This window comes from Methylobacterium indicum (assembly GCF_001043895.1).
GTDB classification, from domain to species: Bacteria; Pseudomonadota; Alphaproteobacteria; order Rhizobiales; family Beijerinckiaceae; genus Methylobacterium; species Methylobacterium indicum.
Genome location: NZ_JTHF01000241.1, coordinates 1 through 24,062 on the forward strand (window position 1 = coordinate 1; position 24,062 = coordinate 24,062).

Below are 24,062 nucleotides of genomic sequence, written 5' to 3' on the forward strand. Positions count from 1 at the left end.
CGCTCGATCGGCTTGATCGCTCTCATGATCCGTGTCCGGATCAGACACATGAACAACCACACGCGATGAAGACCCGCGGAGCAGCCACAGGCTGCAGCCCGCGAAAGACATGCTTGCCGAACGACGTGCTTGGCCGGTCTGGTGGTTTGAGCGGGGTGATCAGAACCCGATCCCATCTCGAACTCGGCCGTTAACCGCCCCAGCGCCTATGGTACTGTGTCTCAAGACACGGGAGAGTCGGTCACCGCCAGACCTGCCAAGCACGTTACATAATCCCTCGACACGATCGAAACTACGAAGCCCGCCAGGCTCACGCCCGGCGGGCTTCGTTGCGTTCGGGCCCCTCGCCTCACGGCCTCCCCCGCTCCATCGCCGCGCCGGCCCGGCGCAGGGTTTCGTCGAAGGGGTTCAGGCGGGCTGCGATGCCGGCAGCCTCGCGCCGGAGCATGCCGGCGATGGCCTCGCGGCGCTCTCCGGCGAGGCGATCGACCGTGCTGCCGACACTGAGCGCCGCCACCGCATGGCCGTCCGCATCCAGGATCGGCACGCCGAGCCCGGCCATGCCGGGGATCAACCCGGAGGCTGCGGCACAATAGCCGAGATCCCGGGTGCGGGCGATCTCGGTGAGCAGGAACGCCTCGTCCAGGCTCGTCACCTCGCGAAGTCGCGGCAGGTTGTAGCGGATCACCGCCTCCTGCTCGTCCGCCGGCAGGTGGGCCAGGATCGCCATCGATCCCTGGCCGAGGCCCAGCATCACCCGACCGCCGATATCGCCGGTGAAGGAGCGGATCGGCAGCGGGCCGGCCGTGCGGTCGATGCAGACGGCGTCGTAGCCGCTGCGCACCAGGAGAAAGACCGTCTCGCCGAGCGCCCCCGTCAGCCGCAGCAGGGCCGGCCGAGCGAGATCGCGCAGGCCCAGCGGGTTGCCGGCCTTGGCGGCGAGGCGGAACAGGCCTAGGCCGAGCCGGTAGGTCTTCGTCGGGGGATCGAGGTCGACCAGCTCCTCGGCGACGAGGGCCCGCAGCAGGCGCAAGGTCGTCGGCGCCGGCAGGCCGGTCGCGTCGGCAAGGGCCGTCAGGCGCGCGCCGCCGGGGCCCGACTCGCCGAGGTGGCGCAGCAGGCCGGCGATGCGGGAGGGAGCGGATCGATCGGGTGATTTCGCTTCGGCGGCGTCGGACATCTCGATGATACCTGCGATTTTCATTGAGTGGAATAATGCTGGCAAAATCATTCGCCTACCGAAATAGCTGTTGCTCGCATCGCCGCAACGATCAATCCTTTCCGGCGAGGGTTGGACCCGGCCGCGATGCGGCGATCACCGAGGGAGCGCGGCAGCGATGCTTGAGCCGGCGGGACGGGTCGCGATGGTGTCGGGCGCCTCGCGCGGGATCGGGCGGGCGGTGGCCGAGAGACTGGCCTGCGCCGGCTATCGGATCAGCGCCGGCCTGCGCGATCCGCGCCGTGCGCCGCCGGAATGGCATGCCTGCCGCTACGACGCCGAGGAGGCCGTCGGCGCGCAAGCCTGGACCGCCGCGACGCTGGCGGAATTCGGCCGGATCGACGTGCTGGTGAATGCCGCCGGCATCAACCCGATGGCCCGCTTCCTCGATTCCGACGAAACGGCGTTCGATGCGCTGATGACGGTCAACGTCAAGGCGCCGATGCGGCTGATCCGAGCGGCTTGGCCGACCCTCGTCGCGTCGGGCACCGGGCGGATCGTCAACATCGCCTCGCTCTCCGGCAAGCGCGTGCGCAACGACAATGCCGGCTATGCCATGGCGAAGGCGGCTTTGGTCAGCCTCACCCAGGCCGTGCGGCGCGAGGGCTGGGAGCACGGCATCCGGGCTACCGCATTCTGCCCGGGCTTCGTCGAGACCGACATGACCGCCCACGTCACCAAGCAGCCGCGGGCGCTGATGAGCCGGCCTGAGGATATCGCCGCGGTGATCGAGACCGTGGTGCGGCTCCCCAACACCGCGAGCGTCGCCGAACTGCTCCTCAATTGCCGGCACGAGGACATGCTGTGAGCGGGCTTTTTCATCGCCTCGCGAAACGGTCGGGCCCGGCCATTCCCTTCACCATCGACGGTGCACCGGCCGAGGTGCAGGCCGGCGACCTGCTGATCGGCGCGATCCTGCTGCACCGGCACGCGCTGCGCCGGTTCGAGTTCGGTCCCGGCGAGCGGGCCGGGTACTGCCTGATGGGTGCCTGCCAGGATTGCTGGGTCGGCTTGGCGGATGGCCGCCGGGTGCGCGCCTGCACGACCCGGGTCGAGCCCGGCATGGCGGTGGTCACGGGAGGCGTCGGTGAGTGAACCGGTCCCGGCTGAGCCCACCTTGGCAATCGTCGGCGCCGGTCCGGCGGGATTGCGGGCGGCACAGGTTCTGACCGAGGCGGGGTTGCGCCCCATTCTTCTCGACGAGGGGCACCGGGCCGGCGGCCAGATCTACCGCCGTCCGCCGCCCGGCGCCGAGCGGCCGGCAGCCGCGCTCTACGGGTTCGAGGCCGGGCGGGCGCAGGCGCTGCACGATCTGGCCGATGCGCTCGCATCGCAGATCGATTACCGCCCCGACACGATGGTGTGGGGGATCGCGCCGCGGGCGCCTTTCGGCTTCGATCTCGACTGTCTGGGGCCGCGGGGTCACGAGCGGATCGCGGTGGACCGGCTGGTGCTCGCCACCGGCGCCATGGACCGCACCCTGCCCTTCCCGGGCTGGACCCTGCCGGGCGTGTTCACCCTCGGGGCAGCGCAGATCGCCCTCAAGGCGCAGGGCATGGCGATCGGCCGGCGCGTCGCCCTCGTCGGAGCCGGGCCGCTCCTGCCGTTGGTCGCGCATCAATATGCCAAGGCCGGCGCGACACTCGCCGCGGTACTCGACGTCACGCCACTCGGGGCGAAGGTGACAGCAGTTCCTCGCCTCGCCCTCCTTCCGGGGACCTTGGCCAAAGGCGTCTGGTACACCGTCGCGGGCGCGTTGCGGGGCCTGCCGGTGCGCTCCGGCGTGCGAGCGATCGCGGTCGAGGGCGGCCGACAGGTCGAGGCCCTGACCTGGGACGATGCGCGCGGGCGCCGGCATCGGGTGGCATGCGATGCGGTCGGGGCCTCGTTCGGCCTGCGCAGCGAGGCGCAAGCCGCCGACCTCGCCGGGTGCCGCTTCGTGTTCGAGCCTGTGACCCGGCAATGGCAGCCGGAGCGATCGCCCGAGGGCCGTGCATCGCACCCCCACGTCTATCTCGCCGGCGACGGCAGCGGCATCGGCGGGGCCGACGTGGCCGAGTTGCAGGGCGAGCGCACGGCGTTGGCCCTCCTCGCCGATCTCGGCCGGCCGCGGGACGCCGCTCGGGAAGCCCGGCTCGACCGGCGTCTCGCACGTCACGCGGGTTTTCGCGCCGCCCTCGACGCCGCTTATCCCTATCCGCACCACCTCGTCGACGGAATCGGCGACGACGAGATCGTCTGCCGCTGCGAGGGCATCACCGCCGGCACCCTGCGGCGGGCCGCGACCGAGCGGGATGCCCGCGAGATGAACCGGCTCAAGGCGCTGACCCGCGCCGGGATGGGCCGCTGCCAGGGCCGGGTCTGCGGCCACGCAGCGGCCGAGATCCTGGCCCGGACGCTGGCCGTACCGGTCGAGACGGTCGGGCGCTTGCGCGGGCAGGCGCCGATCAAGCCGATCCCGTTGCGGGAGCCGGTCTGATGGAGCGCCTCACCGTCGACGTCGCGATCATCGGGGGCGGCATTGCCGCCTGCTCCGCCGCCGTGGCCCTGCGCGAGGCCGGATTGACCGTGGCCCTGCTGGAGAAGCGTCTCTGCGGCGGCGGCGCCAGCGGGGTGAATTTCGGCGGCGTGCGCCAGCAGGGCCGCGACTTTTCGGAGTTGCCCCTGTCACGGCGCGCCCGGGTGCTGTGGGACGGGTTGGGCGCCAAGCTGGCTGAGGATGTCGGGTTCGAGGCGACCGGCCACATCAAGCTCGCCCGCTCCGAATCCGACATGGCGGTGCTCGAAGCCTATGCCCGCGACGCGGCCGAATACGGGCTCGACCTCCAGCTTCTCGGAGCGAACGCGCTCCGCGCCGAGATGCCGTGGCTCGGCCCGGCGGTCGTCGGCGCCTCGCTCTCGCCCACCGACGGGCAGGCCAATCCGCGGGTCGTCGGCCCCGCTTTCGCCCGCCTCGCCCGCCGGCTGGGGGCGGAGGTGCGGGAGCACGCCCCGGTGCGCCACGCGGCCCATGACGGAGCCGGGTTCACGGTCGAGGCCGAAGGGGTGAGCGTGCGCAGCCGCAGCCTCGTCAACGCCGCCGGCGCCTATGGCGGCGCGGTGGCGGGCTGGTTCGGCGAGGCGGCGCCGGTGGCTCCGCTCTCTCCCAACATGGTGGTGACCGAGCCGCTGCCGCACCTCGTCACCCGGTCGATCGGCGTCGTCGGCGGCGACGTCTACGTGCGCCAGACCCGGCGCGGCAACGTGGTGCTGGGGGGCGGGCGCGGCACGGCGGACAGCGTCGATGGCCTCGCCCGTCCGGTCTCGGCGACCTCCCTCGGCGCGATGGACAAGACCCTGACGCTGATCCCGGACCTCGCCCACGCCCAGGTCATCCGCAGCTGGAGCGGCCTCGACGGCGAGATGCCGGACCACATCCCAGTGATCGGGCTCTCCGCCTCCACGCCCGGCCTGGTCCATGCTTTCGGCTTCTCCGGACACGGTTTCCAGCTCGGCCCGGTCGTCGGCGAGATCCTGGCGGAACTCGTGACGCAGGGCCGCTCCGCCTCTCCTCTCCATCCGTTCCGGATCGAGCGTTTCGCCGCGTGGCGTGGGCCGTACCGGTCGGAGGGGGAGATCGAACACTGATGACAGAAGAATCACTCAGGGGGATCACCACGATGAGACGCTTCCTCTTCGCCGCGGCCACCCTCGCCCTGCTTGGCCCCGCACCGGCGCTTGCCCAGGCTCCGGCGGGCAAGACCCTGACCATCGGCATGGCGGCCGCCGACATCAGCCAGCTCGATCCGTTCCGGGCCACCAGCACCCAGGACAAGCCGGTCGTCTCCTGGATCTTCAACGGCCTCGTGCGGTTCAAGCCGGGCTCGACCAGCCTCGAGACCCTGGAGCCGGACCTCGCCGAATCCTGGACCCGCTCGGACGATGGCCGCACCTGGACCTTCGCGCTGCGCAAGGGCGTCAAGTTCCATGGCGGCTACGGCGAGTTGACCGCCGACGACGTGGTTTATTCGCTGAAGCGCGCCGCCGATCCCAAGACCTCGTCGTTCGCGACCGACTACGCCGCCTTCGACGCGGTCGAGGCCGTGGACCCGTACACCGTCAAGATCACCCTCAAGCACCCGGTGCCGTCGCTGCTCGGGCTGGTCGCCAACTACCACGGCGGCAACGTGCTCAGCCGCAAGGCGGTCGAGGCACTCGGTAACGATTTTCGCCTGAAGCCGATCGGCACCGGGCCCTTCGCCTTCGCCGAGTACAAGCCGAACGAGAGCGTGCGGCTGACCGCGAACCCGGATTACTTTCGTGGGAAGCCGAAGCTCGCCGGCATCCTCTACCGGCTGATCCCGGCCGATGCCGCCCGCGACCTCGCCTTCACCTCGGGCGAGCTCGACGTGGTCTATGGCCGGCAGGACCAGCGCTGGGCCGAGCGGTTCGGCCGCGAAGCGGACGTCTCGGTCGACATCGTGCGGCCGGCCGAACTCGCGCTCTTGCATCTCAACACCACCCACAAGCCCCTCGACGATGTGCGGGTGCGCCGGGCCGTCGCGGCGGCGATCAGCCAGGCGCAGATCGTCCAGTTCAAGGGCGCCAGCGTCACCGAGCCGGCGGTGTCGATCATCCCGAAGGGCTATCTCGGCACCGACGACAAGGCGCCGCTGCCGCCTTACGACCCCACCAAGGCCAAGGCGCTGCTGGCCGAGGCCGGGCACCCGAACGGCATCACCATCACGGCGGTGCAGACCAGCCTGCCGACCATGCTGACCGCGATGCAGATCGTGCAGGGCCAGCTCAAGAAGGCCGGGATCGAGCTGAAGCTCGACGTGGTCGACCACCAGACCTACCACGCCCAGATCCGCAAGGACCTGTCGGACGTCGTCTACTACGCGGCCGCGCGCTTCCCCGTCGCCGACACCTACCTGACCCAGTTCTTCGATTCGGCCTCGACGGTCGCCACGCCGACCGCCGTGACCAACTTCTCCCACTGCAACGCCGCCGATGCCGAGATCCGGGCGGCGCGGACCGAGCCGGATCCGGAGAAGCAGAAGGCGCTGTGGAAGACGGCGCAGGCCAAGATCATCGAGCAGGTCTGTGCCGTGCCGCTCTCCGAGGGGCTGCAGGTCTGGGCGCACAAAAAGACGGTCGATTACGGATATGATTTCAAGGGCGCGATCCACCTGGGGCCGGTGATCACGGAGATGACGGACAAGAAGTAAGTTTTTCCAAGCGCACGACTTGTCTACTTTTCACGGCAGGACGTGCGCATCCCCTCCCCCCTCTGCGGGGGAGGGTGCCCGGCTGCGAGTGCGAAGCACTCGTGCGCCGGGCGGGAGAGGGGCAGCGCGACGCTGAACCAGTGGGCGCCTGTCATGACGCGCGCGACGTCTCCGGAAGCGTGGTTCCCCTCTCCCGGCCTGCTCCGCAGGCCACCCTCCCCCGCAGAGGGGGGAGGGAGAAGCCCGCGCCTGATCCGGCAGCGTGATCACCTCCAACCCCCGGCCCGCTCCATGCTCCAGTTCATCCTCAAGCGGTTCCTCCTGGCGATCCCGACGCTGGTGGCGGTGCTGACCGTGGTGTTCGTGCTCGTGCGGGTGGTCCCGGGCGATCCGACCATCGTGATCCTGGGCGATCAGGCCAGCGAATCCGCCCGGGCCGACCTGCGGGGCAAGCTCGGGCTCGATCGGCCGATCGTCGTCCAGTACCTCGCCTTCATGGGCCAGATCGCCACCGGCGATATCGGGCGCTCGCTCACCACCAACCGGCCGGTGCTGGAGGATGTCGCCCACGTCCTGCCCTACACGATCGAGCTGACGCTCGCGGCGGTCGCCATCGGCGTCGGGGTCGGCGTGCCGCTCGGCGTCATGGCGGCGCGCAAGCGCGACGGGCTCGCCGATTGGCTCGCCCGCATCGTGTCGCTCGCCGGCGTGTCCTTCCCGGCGTTCGTCTCCGGCATCCTGTTGCTGATCGCGTTCGCCGTGCAGCTGCGCTGGTTCCCGGTGATCTCGACGCCGCGCACCGGCGGGATCCTCGACCGGCTCGGCGCGCTCGTGCTGCCGGCGCTCAATCTCGGCCTGCTGATGGTCGCCTACGTGACCCGGGTCACACGCTCGGGCATGCTGAAGGCGCTCGGCGAGGATTACGTCCGCACCGCCCGGGCCAAGGGGATGCCGGCCCGGATCGTGGTCTGGCGCCATGCGCTCCGCAACGTGCTGGTGCCGGTCGTCACCGTGGTCGGGCTCTATCTCGGGGTGCTGATCGGCAACGCGGTGCTGACCGAGATCGTGTTCAACCGCCCGGGCCTCGGCAAGCTGATCGTGACCGCGCTGACCCAGCGCGACTACAGCCTGCTGCAAGGCCTGATGGTCGTCTCCGCCTTCGCCATCGTGGTCGCCAACGTGCTCACCGACATCGCCTACGGCCTCGTCGATCCGCGGGTCTCGGCCCAATGAGCGCGGTCGCCGCCTCCGCCGCCCCGAGCGCCTGGCGCCGGGCCACCCGCTCGCCGGGCCTGATGATCGGCGCCGTCACGGTGGTCGCCGTCGTCGCCCTGGCGATCCTGGCGCCCTGGATCGCGCCGTACGATCCGAACGAGCAGGACCCGGTCGCGGCCCTGATGGGCCCCTCCGCCGAGCACTGGTTCGGCACCGACTTTTTTGGCCGCGACGTGCTCTCGCGGGTGATCTGGGGCGCCCGGATCTCGCTCTCGGTCGGCTTCGTCGCCACGCTCATCGGCGTGGTGGTGGGCACGGTGATCGGGGTGGTGGCCGGGTATTTCGGGGGCTGGACCGATCGGCTGATCACCGCGGCGACCGACGTGCTGCTGAGCTTTCCTCAGCTCATCATGGGGCTGATGCTGGTGGCGGTGCTCGGCCCGAGCCTCGGCAACCTGATCCTGGCCATCGCGGTGACCGCCGTGCCGGCCTTCATCCGCATCGCGCGGGGCTCGACGCTGGCCATGCGCCAGCGCGACTTCGTCGATGCCTGCCGGGCTTTGGGCTATTCCGACATCCGCATCATGTTCGGCCACATCCTGCCGAACATCATGGACGAGGTGGTGGTGCTGGCCTCGCTCTGGCTCGCCACGGCGATCCGCACCGAATCGACCCTCGCCTTCATCGGCCTCGGCGTGCCGCCCCCTACGGCGACCTGGGGCAGCATCGTGCGCGAGGGCTTCGACAACCTTCTCGATGCGCCCTGGCTGTCGATCTTCCCGAGCCTCGCCATCCTCGCCGTGATGATCGGCCTCAACCTGATCGGCGACGGCCTGCGCGATGCCACCGACCCGCGGGGGGCTCCATGACGACATCCGATCTCCTGCGGGTCGACGGGCTGACGACCCAGATCCAGGTCGGCGGCACCTGGTACGACGCGGTGCGCGAGGTCTCTTTCTCGGTCTCCGGCGGCGAGACCCTGGCCCTCGTCGGCGAATCCGGCTGCGGCAAGAGCCTCACCGCCCTCTCGGTGATGGGATTGCTGGCCCCCAAGGTCGGTCGCGTCGGCGCCGGCTCGATCGTGGTCGACGGCACCGACATGCGGGCGGCCACCGAGAGCCAGCGCGAGGCGATGCGCGGCGACCGCCTGGCGATGATCTTCCAGGAGCCGATGACCTCGCTGAACCCGGTCCTGACGATCGGCTTCCAGATCGCCGAGGCCCTGCGGCGCCACCGCGGCCTGTCGAAGGCGGCGGCGCGGGAGAAGGCGATCGCGCTCCTGGAGCGGGTGCGGGTGCCGTCTGCCGCCGAGCGGATCGACGCCTACCCGCATCAGTTCTCCGGCGGCATGCGCCAGCGGGTGATGATCGCCATGGCGCTCGCCTGCTCGCCCCGCGTGCTGATCGCCGACGAGCCGACGACGGCGCTCGACGTCACCATCCAGGCGCAGGTGCTGGCCCTGCTCGCCGAGATCCAGCGCCGGGAGGGGCTGGCGGTGCTGCTCATCACCCACAATCTCGGCGTCGTCGCCTCGGTCGCCGACCGGGTGATGGTGATGTATGGCGGCGACGTGGTCGAGAGCGCGCCGGTCCGCGCCTTCTTCGCCCGGCCGACCCACCCCTATGCGGAAGGGTTGCTCCAGGCGATGCCGCGGGTCGACCGGGTGCAGGAGCTGGCGGCGATCCCCGGCACGGTGCCGACCCTGTCGGAGATGCCGAAGGGCTGCCGCTTCCAAGGGCGCTGCCCCCTGGCGGAGGAGCGCTGCCGCGAGCGCCCGCCGCTCGTGCCGCTGACGGGGGCGCCCGACCACGCCGTGCGCTGCTGGGTGAGGGCCGCATGATCGCGCCGCTGCTCGAGGTCGAGGACCTCTCGAAGACCTTCACCATCCGTCGCGGCTTCCCGGTCGCGAAGACCAGCCTGGTGCGGGCGCTCGACCGGGTGTCGTTCCACGTTCAGCGCGGCGAGGCCCTCGGCATCGTCGGGGAATCCGGCTGCGGCAAGTCCACCACCGCCCGGGTGGCGTTGCGGCTGACCGAGGCCGATGGCGGCACCGTCCGCTTCGACGGGCAGGACGTGCTCGCCGCGCCCGCGAGCGCGATGCGGCGCCTGCGGCGGCGGATGCAGATCGTCTTCCAGGACCCCGCCTCCTCCCTCGATCCGCGCCAGCGCATCGGCGAGGCCTTGGGCGAGCCGCTGCGGGTCCACGGCCTCGCGCGCGGAGCGGAGCTGACGGAGCGGGTCGGTGCGCTGCTCGCCGAGGTCGGGTTGCCGGCGACCGCTGCCGCCCGCTTCCCGCACGAATTCTCCGGTGGGCAGCGCCAGCGCATCGGCATCGCCCGGGCGCTGGCGCTCGGGCCGGACCTGATCTTCGCCGACGAGCCGGTCTCGGCCCTCGACGTCTCTGTCCAGGCGCAGATCCTGCGGCTGCTCGACTCGCTGCGCCAGGCCCGCAACCTCGCCTTCGTGTTCATCTCGCACGATCTCGGCGTGGTCCGGCATTTCTGCCAGCGGGTCAGCGTGATGTATCTCGGCCGGGTGGTCGAGACCGGGCCGGTCGGCCCGCTCTTCGAGGAGCCGCTGCACCCCTATACCCAGCTCCTGAAGGCCTCCTCGCCGGTGCCGGATCCGGAACGGCCGGTGGCGATGGCCTTCCAGGAGGGCGAGCCCCCCTCGCCGCTCAATCCGCCGGGCGGCTGCCACTTCCATCCCCGCTGCCCGCGTGCCTTCGACCGCTGCCGGGCCGAGGCCCCCATTTTGCGCGAGGCGGCGCCGGGCCGCGCGGTGGCCTGCCATCTCTACGACGCCGGCTTCGCCGGCTCTCCGTAGACCGCCCCGCCCTGCGAGACATCACGGCGCTATCCCCAAAGGCTCGCGATGCTCTAGCTTCCGCAGCGGCGACGATGCGCCTTGCGAAGGGGGATCAGAGACGATGAGGACGTTTGGGGTGATGGCGGTCGTCGGATTGGGCCTGCTCGGCGCGGTGGGGACCGCCTCGGCCCAGTCCTGGGGTCCCGATTACGGCTATCGCGACCGCGAGTACCGGGATCGCGAGTACCGCAGCCGCGACAGCGACTATCGCGATCGCGACTATCGGGACCGCCGCGACGATTACGGCCGGCGCGACGACTATCGTAGCCGCGACCGCGACTACGGGTATCGCGAGCGGGACCGCGACCGGGATTACGGGGCGCGCGACCGGGATCGTGGGTCGCGGGACAATGGTGCCGCCGCTTTCAACGAGCGCGAATACCTGCGCTGCAATCCGGACGTCGCCCGTGCCGTTCTCGCCGGCAAGATGGAGTCGGGCTACAAGCACTTCCGGGTCCACGGCTTCCGCGAGGGCCGCAAGCTGAGCTGCTGAGCGGCCGGCCGACGCCCCGCCTACCTGACGCTCCCTCTCCGGGACGATCGGCGCCGGGGCCTCCTAAACAGATTCCGCCGAAGTGGAGACCGGTTCGGCGGCAAAAATCTGCGACAAAACAAGGATCTAAGCGGGCGAAGCGTTGGCCTGCCAACGCAAGTCTGCTCAGACCCGGCGTCGCCTTTTGCGAGCGTGCCGGCGCCCCGTCGGCGTACGGGGGATCGATCCCGCCCGGATCTCGGGGCGAACCCGATCGCGTTCCATCGCGATCGGACGGCATTCGCCCGGTCGACGGTCGATTCGCTCGACGTGGTGGGACCCGTGCCAGATTCCCGACGTTCAGCCAGCGATCACGGCTCGTCCGATGAGCGAGCCGATCGGTCGGCCCATAGTCAAAGGCGAACGAGCGCATGGCGACGAAGCAGAAGACCTTGCAGGATGCGTTCTACGAGACGCTGAAGGACGTGTATTACGCCGAGCGGCAATCCGTCCGCGCGCTGAAGAAGGCGGCGAAGTCGGCGCAGCACGAGGAGTTGCGGCAGGCCTTCGAGACCCATGCCGAGGAGAGCGCGACTCAGGTCGAGCGGCTCCAGGAGATCTTCGATATCCTCGGCAAGCCGGCCCGAGGCAAGACCTGCGAGGCGATGCAGGGCCTGACGAGCGAGATGGAGGAGGATCTCGAGGATTTCGGCGACGGCCCGGCTGCCGATGCGGTGCTGGCGGCCTCCGCCCAGGCCCTCGAACATTACGAGATCGCCCGCTACGGCACGCTGAAGACCTGGGCGAGCCAGCTCGGCCTCAATGACGCCGCCCGGCTGCTCGACGAGACGTTGCAGGAGGAGAAGAAGACCGACGCGCTGCTGACCGAGATCGCCGAGCGCATCAACGTCGAGGGCGCTGACGGCGACGAGGCCGAGCCGGACCGCCAGGCGCCCGGGCGGGGATCGTCCGCCAAGGCGCGGTCGGGCGAGGCGCGGTCGGGCAAGGCGGCCTGACCCCGCGTCTTTGACCCTGAAACAGAACGGCGCCCGGCTCGAGAGGCCGGGCGCCGCGACGGCATCGCGAGACGGGTGCCCGCCGTCAGGCGGCGGCCGCCTTGCGCAGGGGCGCCAGAGCCGCGAACATCCGGGCGGGGGTCGCCGGCATGTCCATGTCGCGCAGGCCGACGCTGCGGTCGAGGGCGTCGACGACGGCGTTCATCACCGCCGGGCAGGAGCCGATGCTGCCCGCCTCGCCCGCGCCCTTGATGCCCATCGGGTTGGTGGTCGAGGGCACGTTCTTCGTCTCGAAGTGGAAGAACGGCACGTCGCCGGCCCGCGGCATGGTGTAGTCCATGAAGCTCGCGGTCAGGAGCTGCCCTTCCGCGTCGTAGACCGTGCGCTCGTGCAGCGCTTGGCCGATGCCCTGGACCACGCCGCCATGGACCTGGCCGGCGAGCAGCAGCGGGTTCACCACGATGCCGAAATCGTCGCAGATCGTGTAGCGCACGACCTCGGTGATCCCGGTCTCGGGGTCGATCTCGACCTCGGCGACGTGGGTGCCGTTCGGGTAGGTCGCGCTCGGCGGCACGAAATCGCCCTGGCCGGTCAGGGTCGCCTCGCTGGCCTTCGGCAGGGCCGCCAAAGCCGCGAAGTCGATCGACTTGTCGGTGCCGGCGACCCGCACCGCGCCGTCCGCGATCTCGAGATCCTGGACGCCCGCCTCCAGCTCCTCGGAAGCGAGCTCCTTGAGCTTGCCGGCGAGGTTCTGCGACGCCGCGCCGACCGAGATGCCCCCGACGGGAATCGAGCGCGAGCCGCCGGTGCCGGCGCCCGTGGCGACCTTGTCGGTGTCGCCCTGCACCACCCGGATGCGCTCCAGCGGCAGGTCGAGATGCTCGGCGGCGAACTGGGCGTAGGCGGTGGCGTGGCCCTGCCCGTTCGACTGGGTGCCGACATAGACGGTGGCGCCGCCATCCTTGTCGAGGGTGATCTTGACGTCCTCGCCCTCGCCCCAGGCGGTGCACTCGATGTAGGTGGCGAGCCCGATGCCGCGCACCAGCCCCTTGGCACGGGATTCCGCGGCGCGGGCCTCGAAGCCGTTCCACTCGGCCGCCTCGACGGCGCGGCCCATATGGGCGGCGAAGTCGCCGGTGTCGTAGGTACGGTCGCCGATCGGCGTCGTGTAGGGCATCGCGCTCGGCGGGATGAAGTTGCGCCGGCGGATCTCGGCCGGCGAGATCCCGGTCTCCCGCGCCGCCCGGTCTACCAGGCGCTCGATCAGGTAGGCCGCCTCCGGCCGCCCGGCGCCGCGATAGGCGTCGACCGGTACGGTATTGGTGTAGACGCCGCGCACCCGGACGAACACCGCCGGGGTCTTGTAGACGCCGGTCAGCATCGTGGCGCCGAGATACGGGATGTAGGGCCCGTATTGCGACAGATAGGCGCCGAGATCGCCGATGACGTCGAAGCGCATGGCGAGGAAAGTGCCGTCGGCATCGAGCGCGACCTCGCCGACCGAGAGGTTGTCGCGGCCCTGCGTGCAGGCGACGAAGTGCTCGCCGCGCTCCGACACCCACTTCACCGGCCTGTCCAGCCGGCGCGCGGCCTCGGCCGCCAGGGGATATTCGCGGTAGGTGAAGGTCTTGGTGCCGAAGCCGCCGCCGACATCGCCGGTGACGACGCGGATCTGGTCCTTCGTCACCCCGAGCACGCCCGTCAGGGTCTTGCGCAGGCCGTGCACGCCCTGGCTCGGGATGGTGAGGGTGAAGCGCTTCGCGCCCGAATCGTACTCGGCGACGACGCTGCGGGTCTCCATGTAGTTCGTGACCAGGCGCTGGTTCTCGACCTCGACCTTCACCACCTTGGCGGCCTTGGCGAAGGCGGCGTCGACCGGCGCCTTGTCGCCCATGGTCGAGTCGAACGAGACGTTGTCGGGCTGCTCGTCCCACACGGCGCTCGCGCCGCCCGCGATGGCGCCGCGGATGCCGACGACCGCCGGCCGCACCGCGTAGTCGATGCCGATCGCCTCGACGGCGTCGCGGGCCTGGATCAGCGTGTCGGCGACCACGAAGGCGACGGCATCGCCGATATGCTTCACGCTGCCCTTGGCCAGCAGCGGGATGTTGGCGACGTGGTTCTGGCTGCCGTCGCTGTTCGGCAGGGGCGCCTGGCACTTGATGTCGCCGAGATCGGCCACGTCCTCGGCGGTGAGGACGAGGTGCACGCCGGGCATCGCCCTCGCGGCTTCGAGGTCGGTGATCGTGAACGTCGCGTGGGCGTGCGGGCTGCGGAGTAGGGCCGCGTGCAGGCAGCCCGCGGGGGCGTGGTCGTCGCCGTAATTGCCCTCGCCGGTGATCAGGCGACGATCCTCGACCCGGCGCAGCGGCTGGCCGAGGCCGAACTTGGTCACTGTCATGTGAACCTCGCAATGCGATGCTGGTGCGTGAACGGGATGCCAGTGCGGAGACCCGTCACAGGGACGGGCGTGCGGACTCGCATGATCGGGGAGAGGCGATGACGGCGGGCATCCGGCGCGGTGGCGCGCTCGGCTGAGCGGAACGGGAGCGATGGGGCTCCGGCCACGGATCCTGCCATGCAGCAGCTTTCCTCCCACTGGGCCGGCCGACGATGCGGACCGGTTCTTATGGGACGACCCTAGCACGCGGAATCCGGGGCGTCAGCGGCGCCGCCGCCGCGCCTCACCGGATCGCGATCGAAATTTTGCGATCGAATTTCGTCCGACTGTCTTGTGGGCCCAAATTTCGCGTGCGTCTGAGCGTCTCGTGGGCCCGTGGCGTCAGCGGCCGGCGCCGCCGGCCACCAGCGTCAGCCGCGGGCGGCGCTCCAGGATCGACGCGACCTTGCGCTCCAGGTCCTCGCCGCGGAACGGCTTCTGCACCACCCGGTCGTCGCCGCCGACATCGACCTGCGACAGGGCGGTGTGGTCGGCGTAGCCGGTGACGAACAGGATCTGGATCGCGGGCCAGCGGCTCCGGATCACGGTCGCGACCTCGACGCCGTTCATCCCCGGCATCGCGAAGTCGAGCACCGCGAGGTCGACGGCCGGGTCGGCTTCGAGCGCCTGGATCGCCGCGAGGCCAGAGCCCGCCTCGCGGATCGCGTAGCCGGCCTCGCCGAGCCGCGTCGTCGTGATGTCGCGCACCGCGCTGTCGTCGTCGACGACCAGCACCACCCGCTTGTCGCTGGTGTCGCGGGCAAGCGAGACGTCGGCTGCGGCCGGGCGCACCTCGTGCAAGGCCGCCTCGCCCGCCACTCGCGGCAGGTAGACCCGGACCGAGGTCCCCTCGCCCACCCGCGTGTCGATGCGCACGCCCCCGCCCGACTGCTTGGCGAAGCCGTAGACCTGTGCGAGGCCGAGGCCCGAGCCCTTGCCGACCTCCTTGGTGGTGAAGAACGGCTCGAACACCCGGGCCAGCACCTCGGCCGGGATGCCGGTGCCGGTGTCGCTCACCGCCACCATGGCGTACTCCCCCGGCATCGGTTCCTCGGCCCGGGCCGGCGGGGCGGCGAGCCGCACGTTCGCGGTCTCGATCGTCAGGCAGCCGCCGACCGCCATCGCGTCCCGGGCGTTGATGGCGAGGTTGAGGATGATCAGCTCGATCTGCGTCGCGTCGACGAGGGCGGGCCACAGGTCGGGCTGCAGGGTCATCTCGATGCGGCTCGAACCACCCATCGAGCTCTGCAGGAGATCGCGCATCGACGCGACGGTACGGTTGAGCTGCACCGGTACCGGTTCGAGCTTCTGGCGCCGCGAGAAGGCGAGGAGCTGCGCGGTCAGCCGGGCGCCGCGCTCGGCCGCCCCCCGCATCATCTCGAGGCGCCGGCGCGAACGATCGTCGAAGACCGCGCGTTCGAGGAACTCGATGTTGCCGGCGATGACCGTCAGGAGGTTGTTGAAGTCGTGGGCGACGCCGCTGGTGAGCTGGCCCACCGCCTCGAGGCGCTGGGCCTGGCGCAGGGCGTCCTCGATCCGCTCGCGCTCGGCGATCTGGTGCTGGAGCGCGGCGTTCGCCTCGGCGAGTTCCCGCGTCCGCTCGGCGACGCGCTGCTCGAGGCCCTCGTTGAGGTCGCGCAGGGCCTGCTCGGCCTGGCGGCGCAGGACGTGGGCACGGGCTTCCGAGAGGGCGCGCAGGATGACCCGCGGCAGCCGGTCGAGGCGCTGCTTGGTCACGTAGTCGGTGGCGCCGTTCTTCAGCGCCTCCACCGCCACCTCCTCGCCGAGCGTGCCGGAGACGAAGACGAAGGGGATTTCCGGGCAACGGTCCCGGGCCATGGCGAGCGCGCTCATGCCGTCGAAGGCGGGGAGCACGTAATCGGCCAGGATGATGTCGTGGCAGCCCGCCCCCGTCGCCGCCGCGAAGGCGTCCCGGCTGATCACCCGGTCGAGGGCGACGGACAGGGCGGCGTCCTCCAGGACGGCACCCAGGAGCTCGGCATCGAGGTCGCTGTCCTCGAGGAGCAGGATCCGCAGGGGGGCCGCGCCGTCCTCCAGCGCCGGAAGCTCAGTCACCGGAGATCCAGTCCGACCGGTGCGGCGGCGGCTCGTTGAGCACGGCCCAGAACACGCCGAGATCCTGGATCGCCTCGAAGAACTCCTTGAAGCCGACCGGCTTCACCACGAAGGCGTTCACGCCGAGCTGGTAGGAGCGCACGAGGTCGCTCTCCTCGCGCGACGACGTGAGCATCACGATCGGGATCGCCCGGGTCTTGGGATCGCCCTTGACCGCCGCCAGCACCTCGAGCCCGTCGACCTTCGGCAGCTTGAGGTCGAGGAGCACCACCGCCGGATCCTGCACCGGCCGGTCGGCATGCGGTCCCTGCCGGCGCAGGAATTCCAGCGCCTCGGCCCCGTCGCGGCAGATGACGATCTTGTTCGCCAGCTGGCTCTTCTCCAGGGCCGCCAGCGTCAGCTCGATGTCGTTGGGGTTGTCCTCGACGAGGAGGATCGGCTTGAGGTCGGCCATGGCTCGTCTCTAGCGGATGGGGAGCGTGAAGTGGAAGGTCGCGCCCTGGCCGAGGGTGCCCTCGGCCCGGACCTGTCCACCGTGACGCTCGACGATGCGGCGGACATTGGCCAGCCCGATGCCCGTTCCCTCGAACTCCTCGACCCGGTGCAGGCGCTGGAAGACGCCGAACAGCTTGTTGACGTAGGCCATGTCGAAGCCGACCCCGTTGTCGCGGACGTAGAACACCGCCTCGCCGTCGCGGTCCGCCTCGCGCCCGACCTCGATGACCGCCTCGGCCTGCCCGCGGGTGTACTTGACGGCGTTGGAGAGCAGGTTTTCGATCACGAGCCGCATCATCACCGGGTCGGCCTGGGCGCGGCCGAGCGCGCCGACCTGCCAGCGGATCGCCCGTTCGAGGGGGATGTCGCGGATCATCTTCCGGCGCACGTCCTCGACCAGCTGGTTCATGTCGCAGGGAATGCGGTTGAGGGCGTTGCGGCCCATCTGCGAGAAGGTCAGCAGGTTGTCGACGAGGGTACCGGCCGAGAACGCCGCCTCGATGATGGTGTCGACGTAGCGCCGCCCGCGCTCCGAGAACTTCTCGCCCTCGCGCGAGCGCAGCAGCTCGGCATAGCCGACGATGTGGCGGAACGGCGCCCGGAGGTCGTGGCTGACCGAGTAGGAGAACGCCTCCAGCTCCTTGTTCGAGCGCTGCAGTTCCTCGGTGAGGGAGGCCAGCTCCTCGGCCCGGCGCAGCACGATGCCGAGCACCGCCGCGCGCAGGTCCTTGGCGGTGTCGATCTCCGGCACCGACCAGGGCAGCGAGCGGCCCTGTACCGTCTCCTTCCAGGTCTCGAAGGATTTTCGCGGGTGCAGCCGGTCGGGCCCGCCGGCCGGGTCCTTGGTGGCGGCCTTCTTCGGGTCGCCGCCCCAGCGCACGGTCTGGACCACCTCGGGCCGGAACCACAGCACGTAGCTGGCGTACTTTTCCGAGATCGAGATGGCGAGGAGCCCGCTCGCGGTGTCGGCGATGGTCTTGGCCGCCGGGTATTCCTCGGACAAGGCTTCGGTGGCGTGGACAGCCGCGCCGGCATGCTCGGAGGACAGCCACTCGTAGACGCCCCGCACCTGCCGCTCCGAGGGCGTGCGGCCCATCAGGTGACAGCGCTGGCCGGTGACGATCGCCGCGCCGCCGGCATCGGTGAGGGCCAGCACGTCCTCGGGATGCTTGAGGAAGCCTTCGACGAAGTTCTCCTCCTCGGCCATGTAGGCGAGGAGGCGGGCCTGAATCGCGCCGAGCGCCAGGCGCTGCTCGGCCAGCGCCCCGCGCTCCTTGGCGGCCAGTTGGAGGGCGAAGGTCTGGGTGAGGATGTCGCAGGCGTTGCGGGTCTGGAGCGGGACCCGCCGCGGCCCCTTGTTGTGGCAGGAGATCAGGCCCCAGAGCGCGCCCTCGACCAGGATCGAGATCGACATCGAGGCGGACGTGCCCATGTTGCGCATGTACTCGACATGGACCGGCGAGACGCTGCGCAGCACGGATTGGCTGAGATCGAGGGGCTCCCCGGTCGAGGGCGTCCGGGCCGGCACGATCGGCACCGGCTCGTAGGCCGCGTCCGGGATGATCCGCAGCCGGTTGCGGCGGTAGAGCTCGCGGGCCTGGGCCGGGATGTCGGAGGCCGGAAAGCGCAGGTCGAGGTAGGAGGGCAGCACGCCGTTGCCGTCCTCGGCCACCACGGTGCCATGCCAGTCGCGGTCGAACCGATAGACCAGCGCGCGGTCGAACCCGGTGAGCTGGCGGATGTCGGCGGCGAGCAGGCCGCACAGGTCGGCGACGCTCGAGGCGCCGTGCAGGGCCTCGATGAAGGCGCGAAGCCGCGGATAGAGCGTGTCGAGGCCGCCGGCCGCGGCCTCGCCCGCGCTCTCCTCGAATTCGAGCACCGTGAGGGCGCCGGAGCGGTGGGCCGCGAGATCGTAGGCGCGAAGCCCGGTCCCGGTCTCCAGGACGAGCGTGCCGAGATAGGTCGCGCCGTCGCGGCCGGGCTGCGTCGCCAGGGCCTGCCGGATGGTCGCCTCGCCCAGTTCCGGCACCACCTCCCGCAACGGGCGGCCATGGGCCCGGTCGGCGGGGCGGCCCGGCAGATCGGGGAGGTTCGCGCTGGCCTGGACGACGCGCAGCTCCGGTCCCTCGAGCGCCAGCAGGAAGCCGTGCGGCTGCAACGTGCCGAGAATATGGATCGGCTCCCTGTCGCAGGCCGTGAGTTCCGCCGGTTGCACAGACCGCATGGACGCCATCACCTCGTCGCACCGACGATCCTGATCCAGCCGGCGGCAGCACCTTAGGGGAAGCGGGCGGCACCCACCAGTGCGGCGCACCGGCCCGCTGGTCTCGCGCGGTGGTCCGCCCTATTTCGCACGTCCTTGGTTATCGTCGAGGGGGCGGCCGGAACCCGATCCGGTCGGGCCGCGTCACGCCACCCGGTTTACGCGGTCTCCCCTCCCGATGCGACCGGCTGGTGCTGCGAGCCGAGCATCCGCTGGCCGGGCGAACCCACATCGCCTTCGCGCAGGCCCTCGGCTCCGAGGGCATCGGGACCGGGACGTCCAGCGTTCGATCCATGACGGCGTCCGGGTCGACATCCGGCGGACCGGCCGCTCCGTGCGCCTTCGGGTTCGTGTGCCGGGCTTCGACTTGGTCCGCCGCACGATGCAGGCTCGCTGTGCGCCTTGGGCGGTCCCCACGCCGGTCTTCCGGCCGATCGCCGGGGCGATGCTGTTCGTGGCGGTGCCGCCTACAGCGTCCTGGGCCGACCGCGAGTTGATCCGCGTGACGTGGCCCGCCACGCTGCCCGCGGTCTCATGGTCGCGCATCCGGTGCCGCAAGCCACCGGGTGACCCTGCGGTGCGTTCCGCGCCGGTGAACGCCCGCTCACGAAATACGGTTGGATCGACCCCGCGTTCTTCAACTATAGCAAACCCAACACACGACAGGGAGACGACGCCATGAGTGGTCCGCTCGCGGGCATCCGCGTCCTGGAACTCGGCCAGCTGATCGCCGCGCCCTTCGCCACCCGGCTGATGGCGGAGTTCGGCGCCGAAGTGATCAAGGTCGAGCCCCCCGGCGAGGGCGATCCCCTGCGCAAATGGCGCAAGATGCACGAGGGCACCTCGCTCTGGTGGTACCTGCAATCGCGCAACAAGAAGTCGATCGCCGTCAACCTGAAGTCCCCGGACGGCCTCGCGATCGTCAAGCAGCTGGCGCAGAGCGCCGACGTGGTGGTCGAGAATTTTCGGCCCGGCGGCCTGGAAAAGCTCGGTCTCGGCTGGGACGTGCTCTCGGGTCTCAACCCGAACCTCGTGATGGTCCGCATCTCCGGCTACGGCCAGACCGGGCCTTATCGCGATCGGCCCGGCTTCGGCGCCATCGGCGAGTCGATGGGCGGCATCCGCTTCACCACCGGCGACCCGAGCACCCCGCCCGCCCGGGTCGGCGTGAGCATCGGCGACACGCTCGCCTCGCTCCACGGCGTCATCGGCGCCCTGATGGCACTCCTGCGGGTCAAGACCGGCCAGGGCGCCGGGCAGGTGATCGACGTCTCGCTCGTCGAGAGCGTGTTCAACGTCATGGAGAGCCTGGTGCCGGAATACGACCTCCTGGGCGAGGTCCGCACCCGGACCGGCGGGGCGCTGCCCGGCATCACGCCGTCCAACACCTATCCGAGCCGGGATGGCGGCTTCGTCGTCATCGCCGGCAACAGCGACCCGATCTTCCGCCGCCTGATGAATGCGATCGGCCGGCCCGACCTCGCCGAGAATCCGGACTTCCGCAACAACGAAGGCCGCTCACGCCAAGCCGCGATGCTCGATGCCGTCCTGGCCGACTGGACCCGGGGCCGCACGGTGACGGAAGCCCTCGCAGTGCTCGATGCCGCCGAGGTGCCGGCCGGCCGGATCTACTCGGTCGCCGACATCGTCGCCGACCCGCATTACAACGCCCGCGACATGATCCTGGAAGCGGACCTGCCCGGGAACACGCGGGTGAAGATGCCCGGCATCGTGCCGAAGCTCTCCGAGACTCCCGGCGAAGTGCGCTGGCAGGGTCCGGCGCTCGGCGCGCATACCGATTCGGTGCTCTCCGACCTCGGCTTCGACGAGGCCGGCATCGCGGCCTTGCGCCGGAAGGGAGCCGTCGCGTGAGCGGGATCGTCCTCCAGGATCGGATCTTCGTGCAAGAGGTCGCGACCCGCGACGGCTTCCAGATCGAACCGGTCTTCGTGCCGACGCCGGAGAAGATCCGGCTGATCGATGCGCTCTCGGCGGCGGGCTTCACCCGCATCGAGGTCTCGTCCTTCGTCTCGCCGAAGGCGGTGCCGGCGCTCGCCGACGCGGCCGAGGTCTTTTCCGGGATCGCCCGCCGGCCCGGCACGACCTACGTTGCGCTGGTCCCGAACCCGAAGGGCGCCGAGCGGGCGCTCGCCGCGCTCGCCGACGAGATCAACCTCGTCGCCTCGGTGAGCGAGACCCACAACCGCGCCAATATGGGCATGACGCCGGAGGCCTCGATCCGGGGCTTTGCCGCGATCATGGAGACGGTGCGGGGACAGGTGAGCGTCAACGCCACCGCGGCGACCGCCTTCGGCTGCCCGTTCGAGGGCATCGAACCCGAGGACAAGGTGCTGGCCCAGGTCGAGCGCTACCTGGCGCTCGGCGTCGACGGGGTGACGCTCGCCGACACGACCGGCATGGCCAATCCGCGCCAGGTCGCCCGCCTCGTCGCCCGGGTGCTGCCGCTGGTCGGGCCAGAGCGGCTGACGCTCCATTTCCACAACACCCGCGGTTGCGGCCTCGCCAATGTGCTCGCCGCCTATGAGGCCGGCGCGCGCCGGTTCGATGCGGCGCTCGGGGGCTTGGGCGGCTGCCCGTTCGCGCCGGGCGCCACCGGCAACATCTGCACCGAGGACCTCGTCAGCATGGCCGAGGAGATGGGTCTGACGACCGGCCTCGACCTCGACGCGCTGCTGACGCTGTCCCGCGACCTGCCCCGCCTCGTCGGCCACGACGTGCCGGGCCAGGTCGCCAAGGCCGGACGGCCGCACGACCTGCACTCGGCCCCGCCGCTCAAGGCCGCCTGATCCCGGCGCGGCGGAGACAGCCTGGAATCGGCGGCCTCTCCCTCGTTGCACCCGGCCTCATGCTCTTCGGATGCCTGAGAGCCTGTGCCGCAACGCCCGTTCCGCTTGAGCCAATCTCATGGGTGGCGCGCGCCGAAAGGGCGTGGTCGTCATGCGGCAAGCGGGCTAGCCTCTCCGACACGTCTCCCGGGATCACGCCATGATCCCCGGAGACAACGACAAGGAACCGGGCGCCCGGCCGGGCGCGACGGCTTTCCGGCGGGGAGGCGCGGACGCCATGACAGACTCCATCGAGGCCGGCCCGGCCCGTCGCTACGACGCGATCATCGTCGGGGCCGGGTTCTCCGGCTTGTACCAGCTGCATCTGCTGCGCGACCGGCTCGGCCTGTCTGTGCGGGTGCTGGAGGCGGCCGATGGCATCGGCGGCACCTGGTACTGGAACCGCTATCCGGGAGCGCGCTGCGATTCCGAGAGCTACTACTACTCCTACTCGTTCTCCCGCGAACTCGAGGAGGAGTGGGACTGGACCGAGCGCTACCCCGAGCACGGCGAGATCCGCCGCTACCTCGACCACGTCGCCGACCGGTTCGACCTGCGACGCGACATCCAGCTCGGCACCCGCGTCGCCGGCGCCGCCTACGACGAGGATGCGAACCGCTGGACCGTCACCACGGAGACAGGCGAGCGCTTCGAGGCGCAGTTCCTGATCACTGCCGTGGGCTGCCTGTCGAGCGCCAACGTGCCGGCGATCCCGGGCCTCGAGAGCTTTTCGGGCGCTTGGTACCATACCGGCCGCTGGCCGCATGACGGCGTCGACTTTTCGGGCAAGCGCGTCGGGCTGATCGGCACGGGCTCGACCGGCATCCAGGCCGCGCCCGTCCTTGCCGCCGAGGCTGCCCACCTCACGGTCTTCCAGCGCACGGCCAATTACAGCGTGCCGGCCCGCAACGGCCCGATGGACGACGGGTTCAAGACCTGGGTGCGAGAGAATTCCGCGGAGTTGCGGGCCAAGGCCCGCGCGGCGCCGAACGGCCACCCGTTCGACTTCTCCGACCGCTCGGTCTTCGACGTCTCGCCCCAGGAGCGGCGGGCGATCTACGAGGCGGCCTGGGAGCGCGGCGGCTTGCGCTTCCGCGCCGCCTTCCGGGACATCATGCTCGATCAGGAGGCCAACGAGACCGCCTCCGAGTTCATCCGGGCGAAGATCCGCAGCATCGTCGAGGACCCGGCGGTGGCCGAGGCGCTGACGCCGCGCGACCACCTCTTCGCCACCAAGCGCCCGCCGATCGACACCCACTACTTCGAGACCTTCAACCGGTCGAACGTCAGGCTCGTCGATCTGAAGACGACGCCGATCGCCGCGATCGTGCCGGAGGGCGTGCGCACCGCGGACGCGACCTACCCCCTCGACGTGATCGTCTTCGCCACCGGCTTCGACGCGCTCACCGGCCCCCTCCTCGCCCTCGATATTCGCGGCCGCAACGGGCTCGCGCTCAAGGACGTGTGGGCGGACGGTCCGACGAGCTATCTCGGCCTGCAGGTCCCGGGCTTCCCGAACCTGTTCACGATGACCGGCCCGGGCAGCCCGTCGGTGCTCACCAACATGCCGGTGGCGATCGAGCAGCATGCCGAATGGATCGCCGACTGCATCGGGCATCTGCGCGAGCGCGGCCTCGACCGGATCGAGGCGAGGCCGGACGCGGCGGAATCCTGGGGTGTGGAGGTCGACCGGGCCGCCTCCGCGACCCTGCTGCCAATGGCGAGTAGCTCGTGGTACCTCGGAGCCAACGTACCGGGCAAGCCGCGGGTCTTCATGCCCTATGCCGGCGGCATGGCGCATTACCGTGGCCTCTGCGAGCGAGTCGCCGCGGAGAACTATGACGGCTTCGCCTTGAGCTGAGGCATTGCCAAACGAAAAACCCCGCCGGCGTGGCGCCGAGCGGGGTGTTTCGTGTCGTGAGTTTGGTTGCGGGGACAGGAT

At 70.6% G+C, this 24,062-nt stretch carries 19 protein-coding genes and 1 rRNA gene; 15 read left to right on the forward strand and 5 right to left on the reverse strand.

The features are described from left to right. The first annotated feature begins 137 nt into the window (after window positions 1-137). Window positions 138-253 (forward strand): 5S ribosomal RNA (rrf, locus tag QR78_RS25145). 96 nt (window positions 254-349) lie between these two features. Here the strand turns inward: rrf and QR78_RS25150 are convergent. Then, window positions 350-1,180 carry an IclR family transcriptional regulator gene (locus QR78_RS25150; RefSeq protein WP_048430334.1) on the reverse strand — a complete coding sequence of 277 codons (831 nt, stop codon included), beginning with the start codon at window positions 1,178-1,180 and terminating at the stop codon, window positions 350-352. A 157-nt stretch (window positions 1,181-1,337) separates the two neighbouring features. Here QR78_RS25150 and QR78_RS25155 point away from each other — a divergent pair, with 157 nt between their 5' ends. From QR78_RS25155 to QR78_RS25205, 11 genes are all read left to right on the forward strand, one after another. Then, window positions 1,338-2,027 carry an SDR family NAD(P)-dependent oxidoreductase gene (locus QR78_RS25155; RefSeq protein WP_048430335.1) on the forward strand — a complete coding sequence of 230 codons (690 nt, stop codon included), beginning with the start codon at window positions 1,338-1,340 and terminating at the stop codon, window positions 2,025-2,027. Next, window positions 2,024-2,314, forward strand: a complete 291-nt coding sequence (locus QR78_RS25160) for a (2Fe-2S)-binding protein (protein WP_048430336.1) — start codon at window positions 2,024-2,026, stop codon at window positions 2,312-2,314. Before QR78_RS25155 ends, QR78_RS25160 begins: the two co-directional genes overlap by 4 nt. Next, complete coding sequence (locus QR78_RS25165) at window positions 2,307-3,698, forward strand: FAD/NAD(P)-dependent oxidoreductase (RefSeq protein ID WP_244276597.1); 1,392 nt, start codon at window positions 2,307-2,309, stop codon at window positions 3,696-3,698. The genes QR78_RS25160 and QR78_RS25165 overlap by 8 nt, the downstream gene beginning before the upstream one ends. After that, complete coding sequence (locus tag QR78_RS25170; RefSeq protein ID WP_089504273.1) at window positions 3,698-4,846, forward strand: NAD(P)/FAD-dependent oxidoreductase; 1,149 nt, start codon at window positions 3,698-3,700, stop codon at window positions 4,844-4,846. The genes QR78_RS25165 and QR78_RS25170 overlap by 1 nt, the downstream gene beginning before the upstream one ends. Before the next feature lie 32 nt (window positions 4,847-4,878). After that, window positions 4,879-6,429 carry an ABC transporter substrate-binding protein gene (locus tag QR78_RS25175; RefSeq protein WP_048430338.1) on the forward strand — a complete coding sequence of 517 codons (1,551 nt, stop codon included), beginning with the start codon at window positions 4,879-4,881 and terminating at the stop codon, window positions 6,427-6,429. Window positions 6,430-6,720: 291 nt separating this feature from the next. Continuing rightward, the gene (locus QR78_RS25180; RefSeq protein ID WP_048430339.1) at window positions 6,721-7,662 is read left to right on the forward strand and encodes an ABC transporter permease; all 942 of its coding nucleotides are present in this window, start codon (window positions 6,721-6,723) and stop codon (window positions 7,660-7,662) included. After that, window positions 7,659-8,513: an ABC transporter permease gene (locus tag QR78_RS25185; RefSeq protein WP_048430340.1), complete on the forward strand. Its 855-nt coding sequence runs from the start codon at window positions 7,659-7,661 to the stop codon at window positions 8,511-8,513. Before QR78_RS25180 ends, QR78_RS25185 begins: the two co-directional genes overlap by 4 nt. Beyond that, window positions 8,510-9,484 carry an ABC transporter ATP-binding protein gene (locus tag QR78_RS25190; RefSeq protein ID WP_048430341.1) on the forward strand — a complete coding sequence of 325 codons (975 nt, stop codon included), beginning with the start codon at window positions 8,510-8,512 and terminating at the stop codon, window positions 9,482-9,484. The genes QR78_RS25185 and QR78_RS25190 overlap by 4 nt, the downstream gene beginning before the upstream one ends. Continuing rightward, window positions 9,481-10,470 (forward strand): ABC transporter ATP-binding protein, encoded by a 990-nt coding sequence (locus QR78_RS25195; RefSeq protein WP_048430342.1) that lies wholly within the window; start codon window positions 9,481-9,483, stop codon window positions 10,468-10,470. Before QR78_RS25190 ends, QR78_RS25195 begins: the two co-directional genes overlap by 4 nt. Before the next feature lie 103 nt (window positions 10,471-10,573). Next, window positions 10,574-11,005: a hypothetical protein gene (locus tag QR78_RS25200; RefSeq protein ID WP_048430343.1), complete on the forward strand. Its 432-nt coding sequence runs from the start codon at window positions 10,574-10,576 to the stop codon at window positions 11,003-11,005. A gap of 410 nt (window positions 11,006-11,415) precedes the next feature. Continuing rightward, window positions 11,416-12,000 carry a YciE/YciF ferroxidase family protein gene (locus QR78_RS25205; protein WP_048430344.1) on the forward strand — a complete coding sequence of 195 codons (585 nt, stop codon included), beginning with the start codon at window positions 11,416-11,418 and terminating at the stop codon, window positions 11,998-12,000. Between the two features lie 85 nt (window positions 12,001-12,085). Here the strand turns inward: QR78_RS25205 and QR78_RS25210 are convergent, their stop codons facing one another. The 4 genes from QR78_RS25210 to QR78_RS25225 all read right to left on the reverse strand — a co-directional run bounded on the left by QR78_RS25210 (window position 12,086) and on the right by QR78_RS25225 (window position 19,235). Further along, a complete protein-coding gene (locus QR78_RS25210) occupies window positions 12,086-14,401 on the reverse strand; it encodes a xanthine dehydrogenase family protein molybdopterin-binding subunit (protein ID WP_048430345.1) in 2,316 nt (771 codons plus the stop codon). 381 nt (window positions 14,402-14,782) lie between these two features. Continuing rightward, a complete protein-coding gene (locus tag QR78_RS25215) occupies window positions 14,783-16,516 on the reverse strand; it encodes a response regulator (protein ID WP_244276453.1) in 1,734 nt (577 codons plus the stop codon). After that, window positions 16,509-16,970: a response regulator gene (locus QR78_RS25220; protein ID WP_048430346.1), complete on the reverse strand. Its 462-nt coding sequence runs from the start codon at window positions 16,968-16,970 to the stop codon at window positions 16,509-16,511. The genes QR78_RS25215 and QR78_RS25220 overlap by 8 nt, the downstream gene beginning before the upstream one ends. Window positions 16,971-16,979: 9 nt before the next feature. Further along, window positions 16,980-19,235: an ATP-binding protein gene (locus QR78_RS25225; protein ID WP_202972804.1), complete on the reverse strand. Its 2,256-nt coding sequence runs from the start codon at window positions 19,233-19,235 to the stop codon at window positions 16,980-16,982. A 717-nt stretch (window positions 19,236-19,952) separates the two neighbouring features. On the opposite strand from QR78_RS25225, the gene QR78_RS25230 reads away from it, so the two are divergent. The 3 genes from QR78_RS25230 to QR78_RS25240 all read left to right on the forward strand — a co-directional run bounded on the left by QR78_RS25230 (window position 19,953) and on the right by QR78_RS25240 (window position 23,981). After that, window positions 19,953-21,146 carry a CaiB/BaiF CoA transferase family protein gene (locus QR78_RS25230; protein WP_048430348.1) on the forward strand — a complete coding sequence of 398 codons (1,194 nt, stop codon included), beginning with the start codon at window positions 19,953-19,955 and terminating at the stop codon, window positions 21,144-21,146. After that, window positions 21,143-22,081, forward strand: coding sequence for a hydroxymethylglutaryl-CoA lyase (locus QR78_RS25235; protein WP_425284192.1), 939 nt, complete (start codon window positions 21,143-21,145; stop codon window positions 22,079-22,081). The genes QR78_RS25230 and QR78_RS25235 overlap by 4 nt, the downstream gene beginning before the upstream one ends. Before the next feature lie 277 nt (window positions 22,082-22,358). Continuing rightward, window positions 22,359-23,981, forward strand: a complete 1,623-nt coding sequence (locus QR78_RS25240; RefSeq protein WP_048430352.1) for a flavin-containing monooxygenase — start codon at window positions 22,359-22,361, stop codon at window positions 23,979-23,981. The last annotated feature ends 81 nt before the right edge of the window (window positions 23,982-24,062 follow it).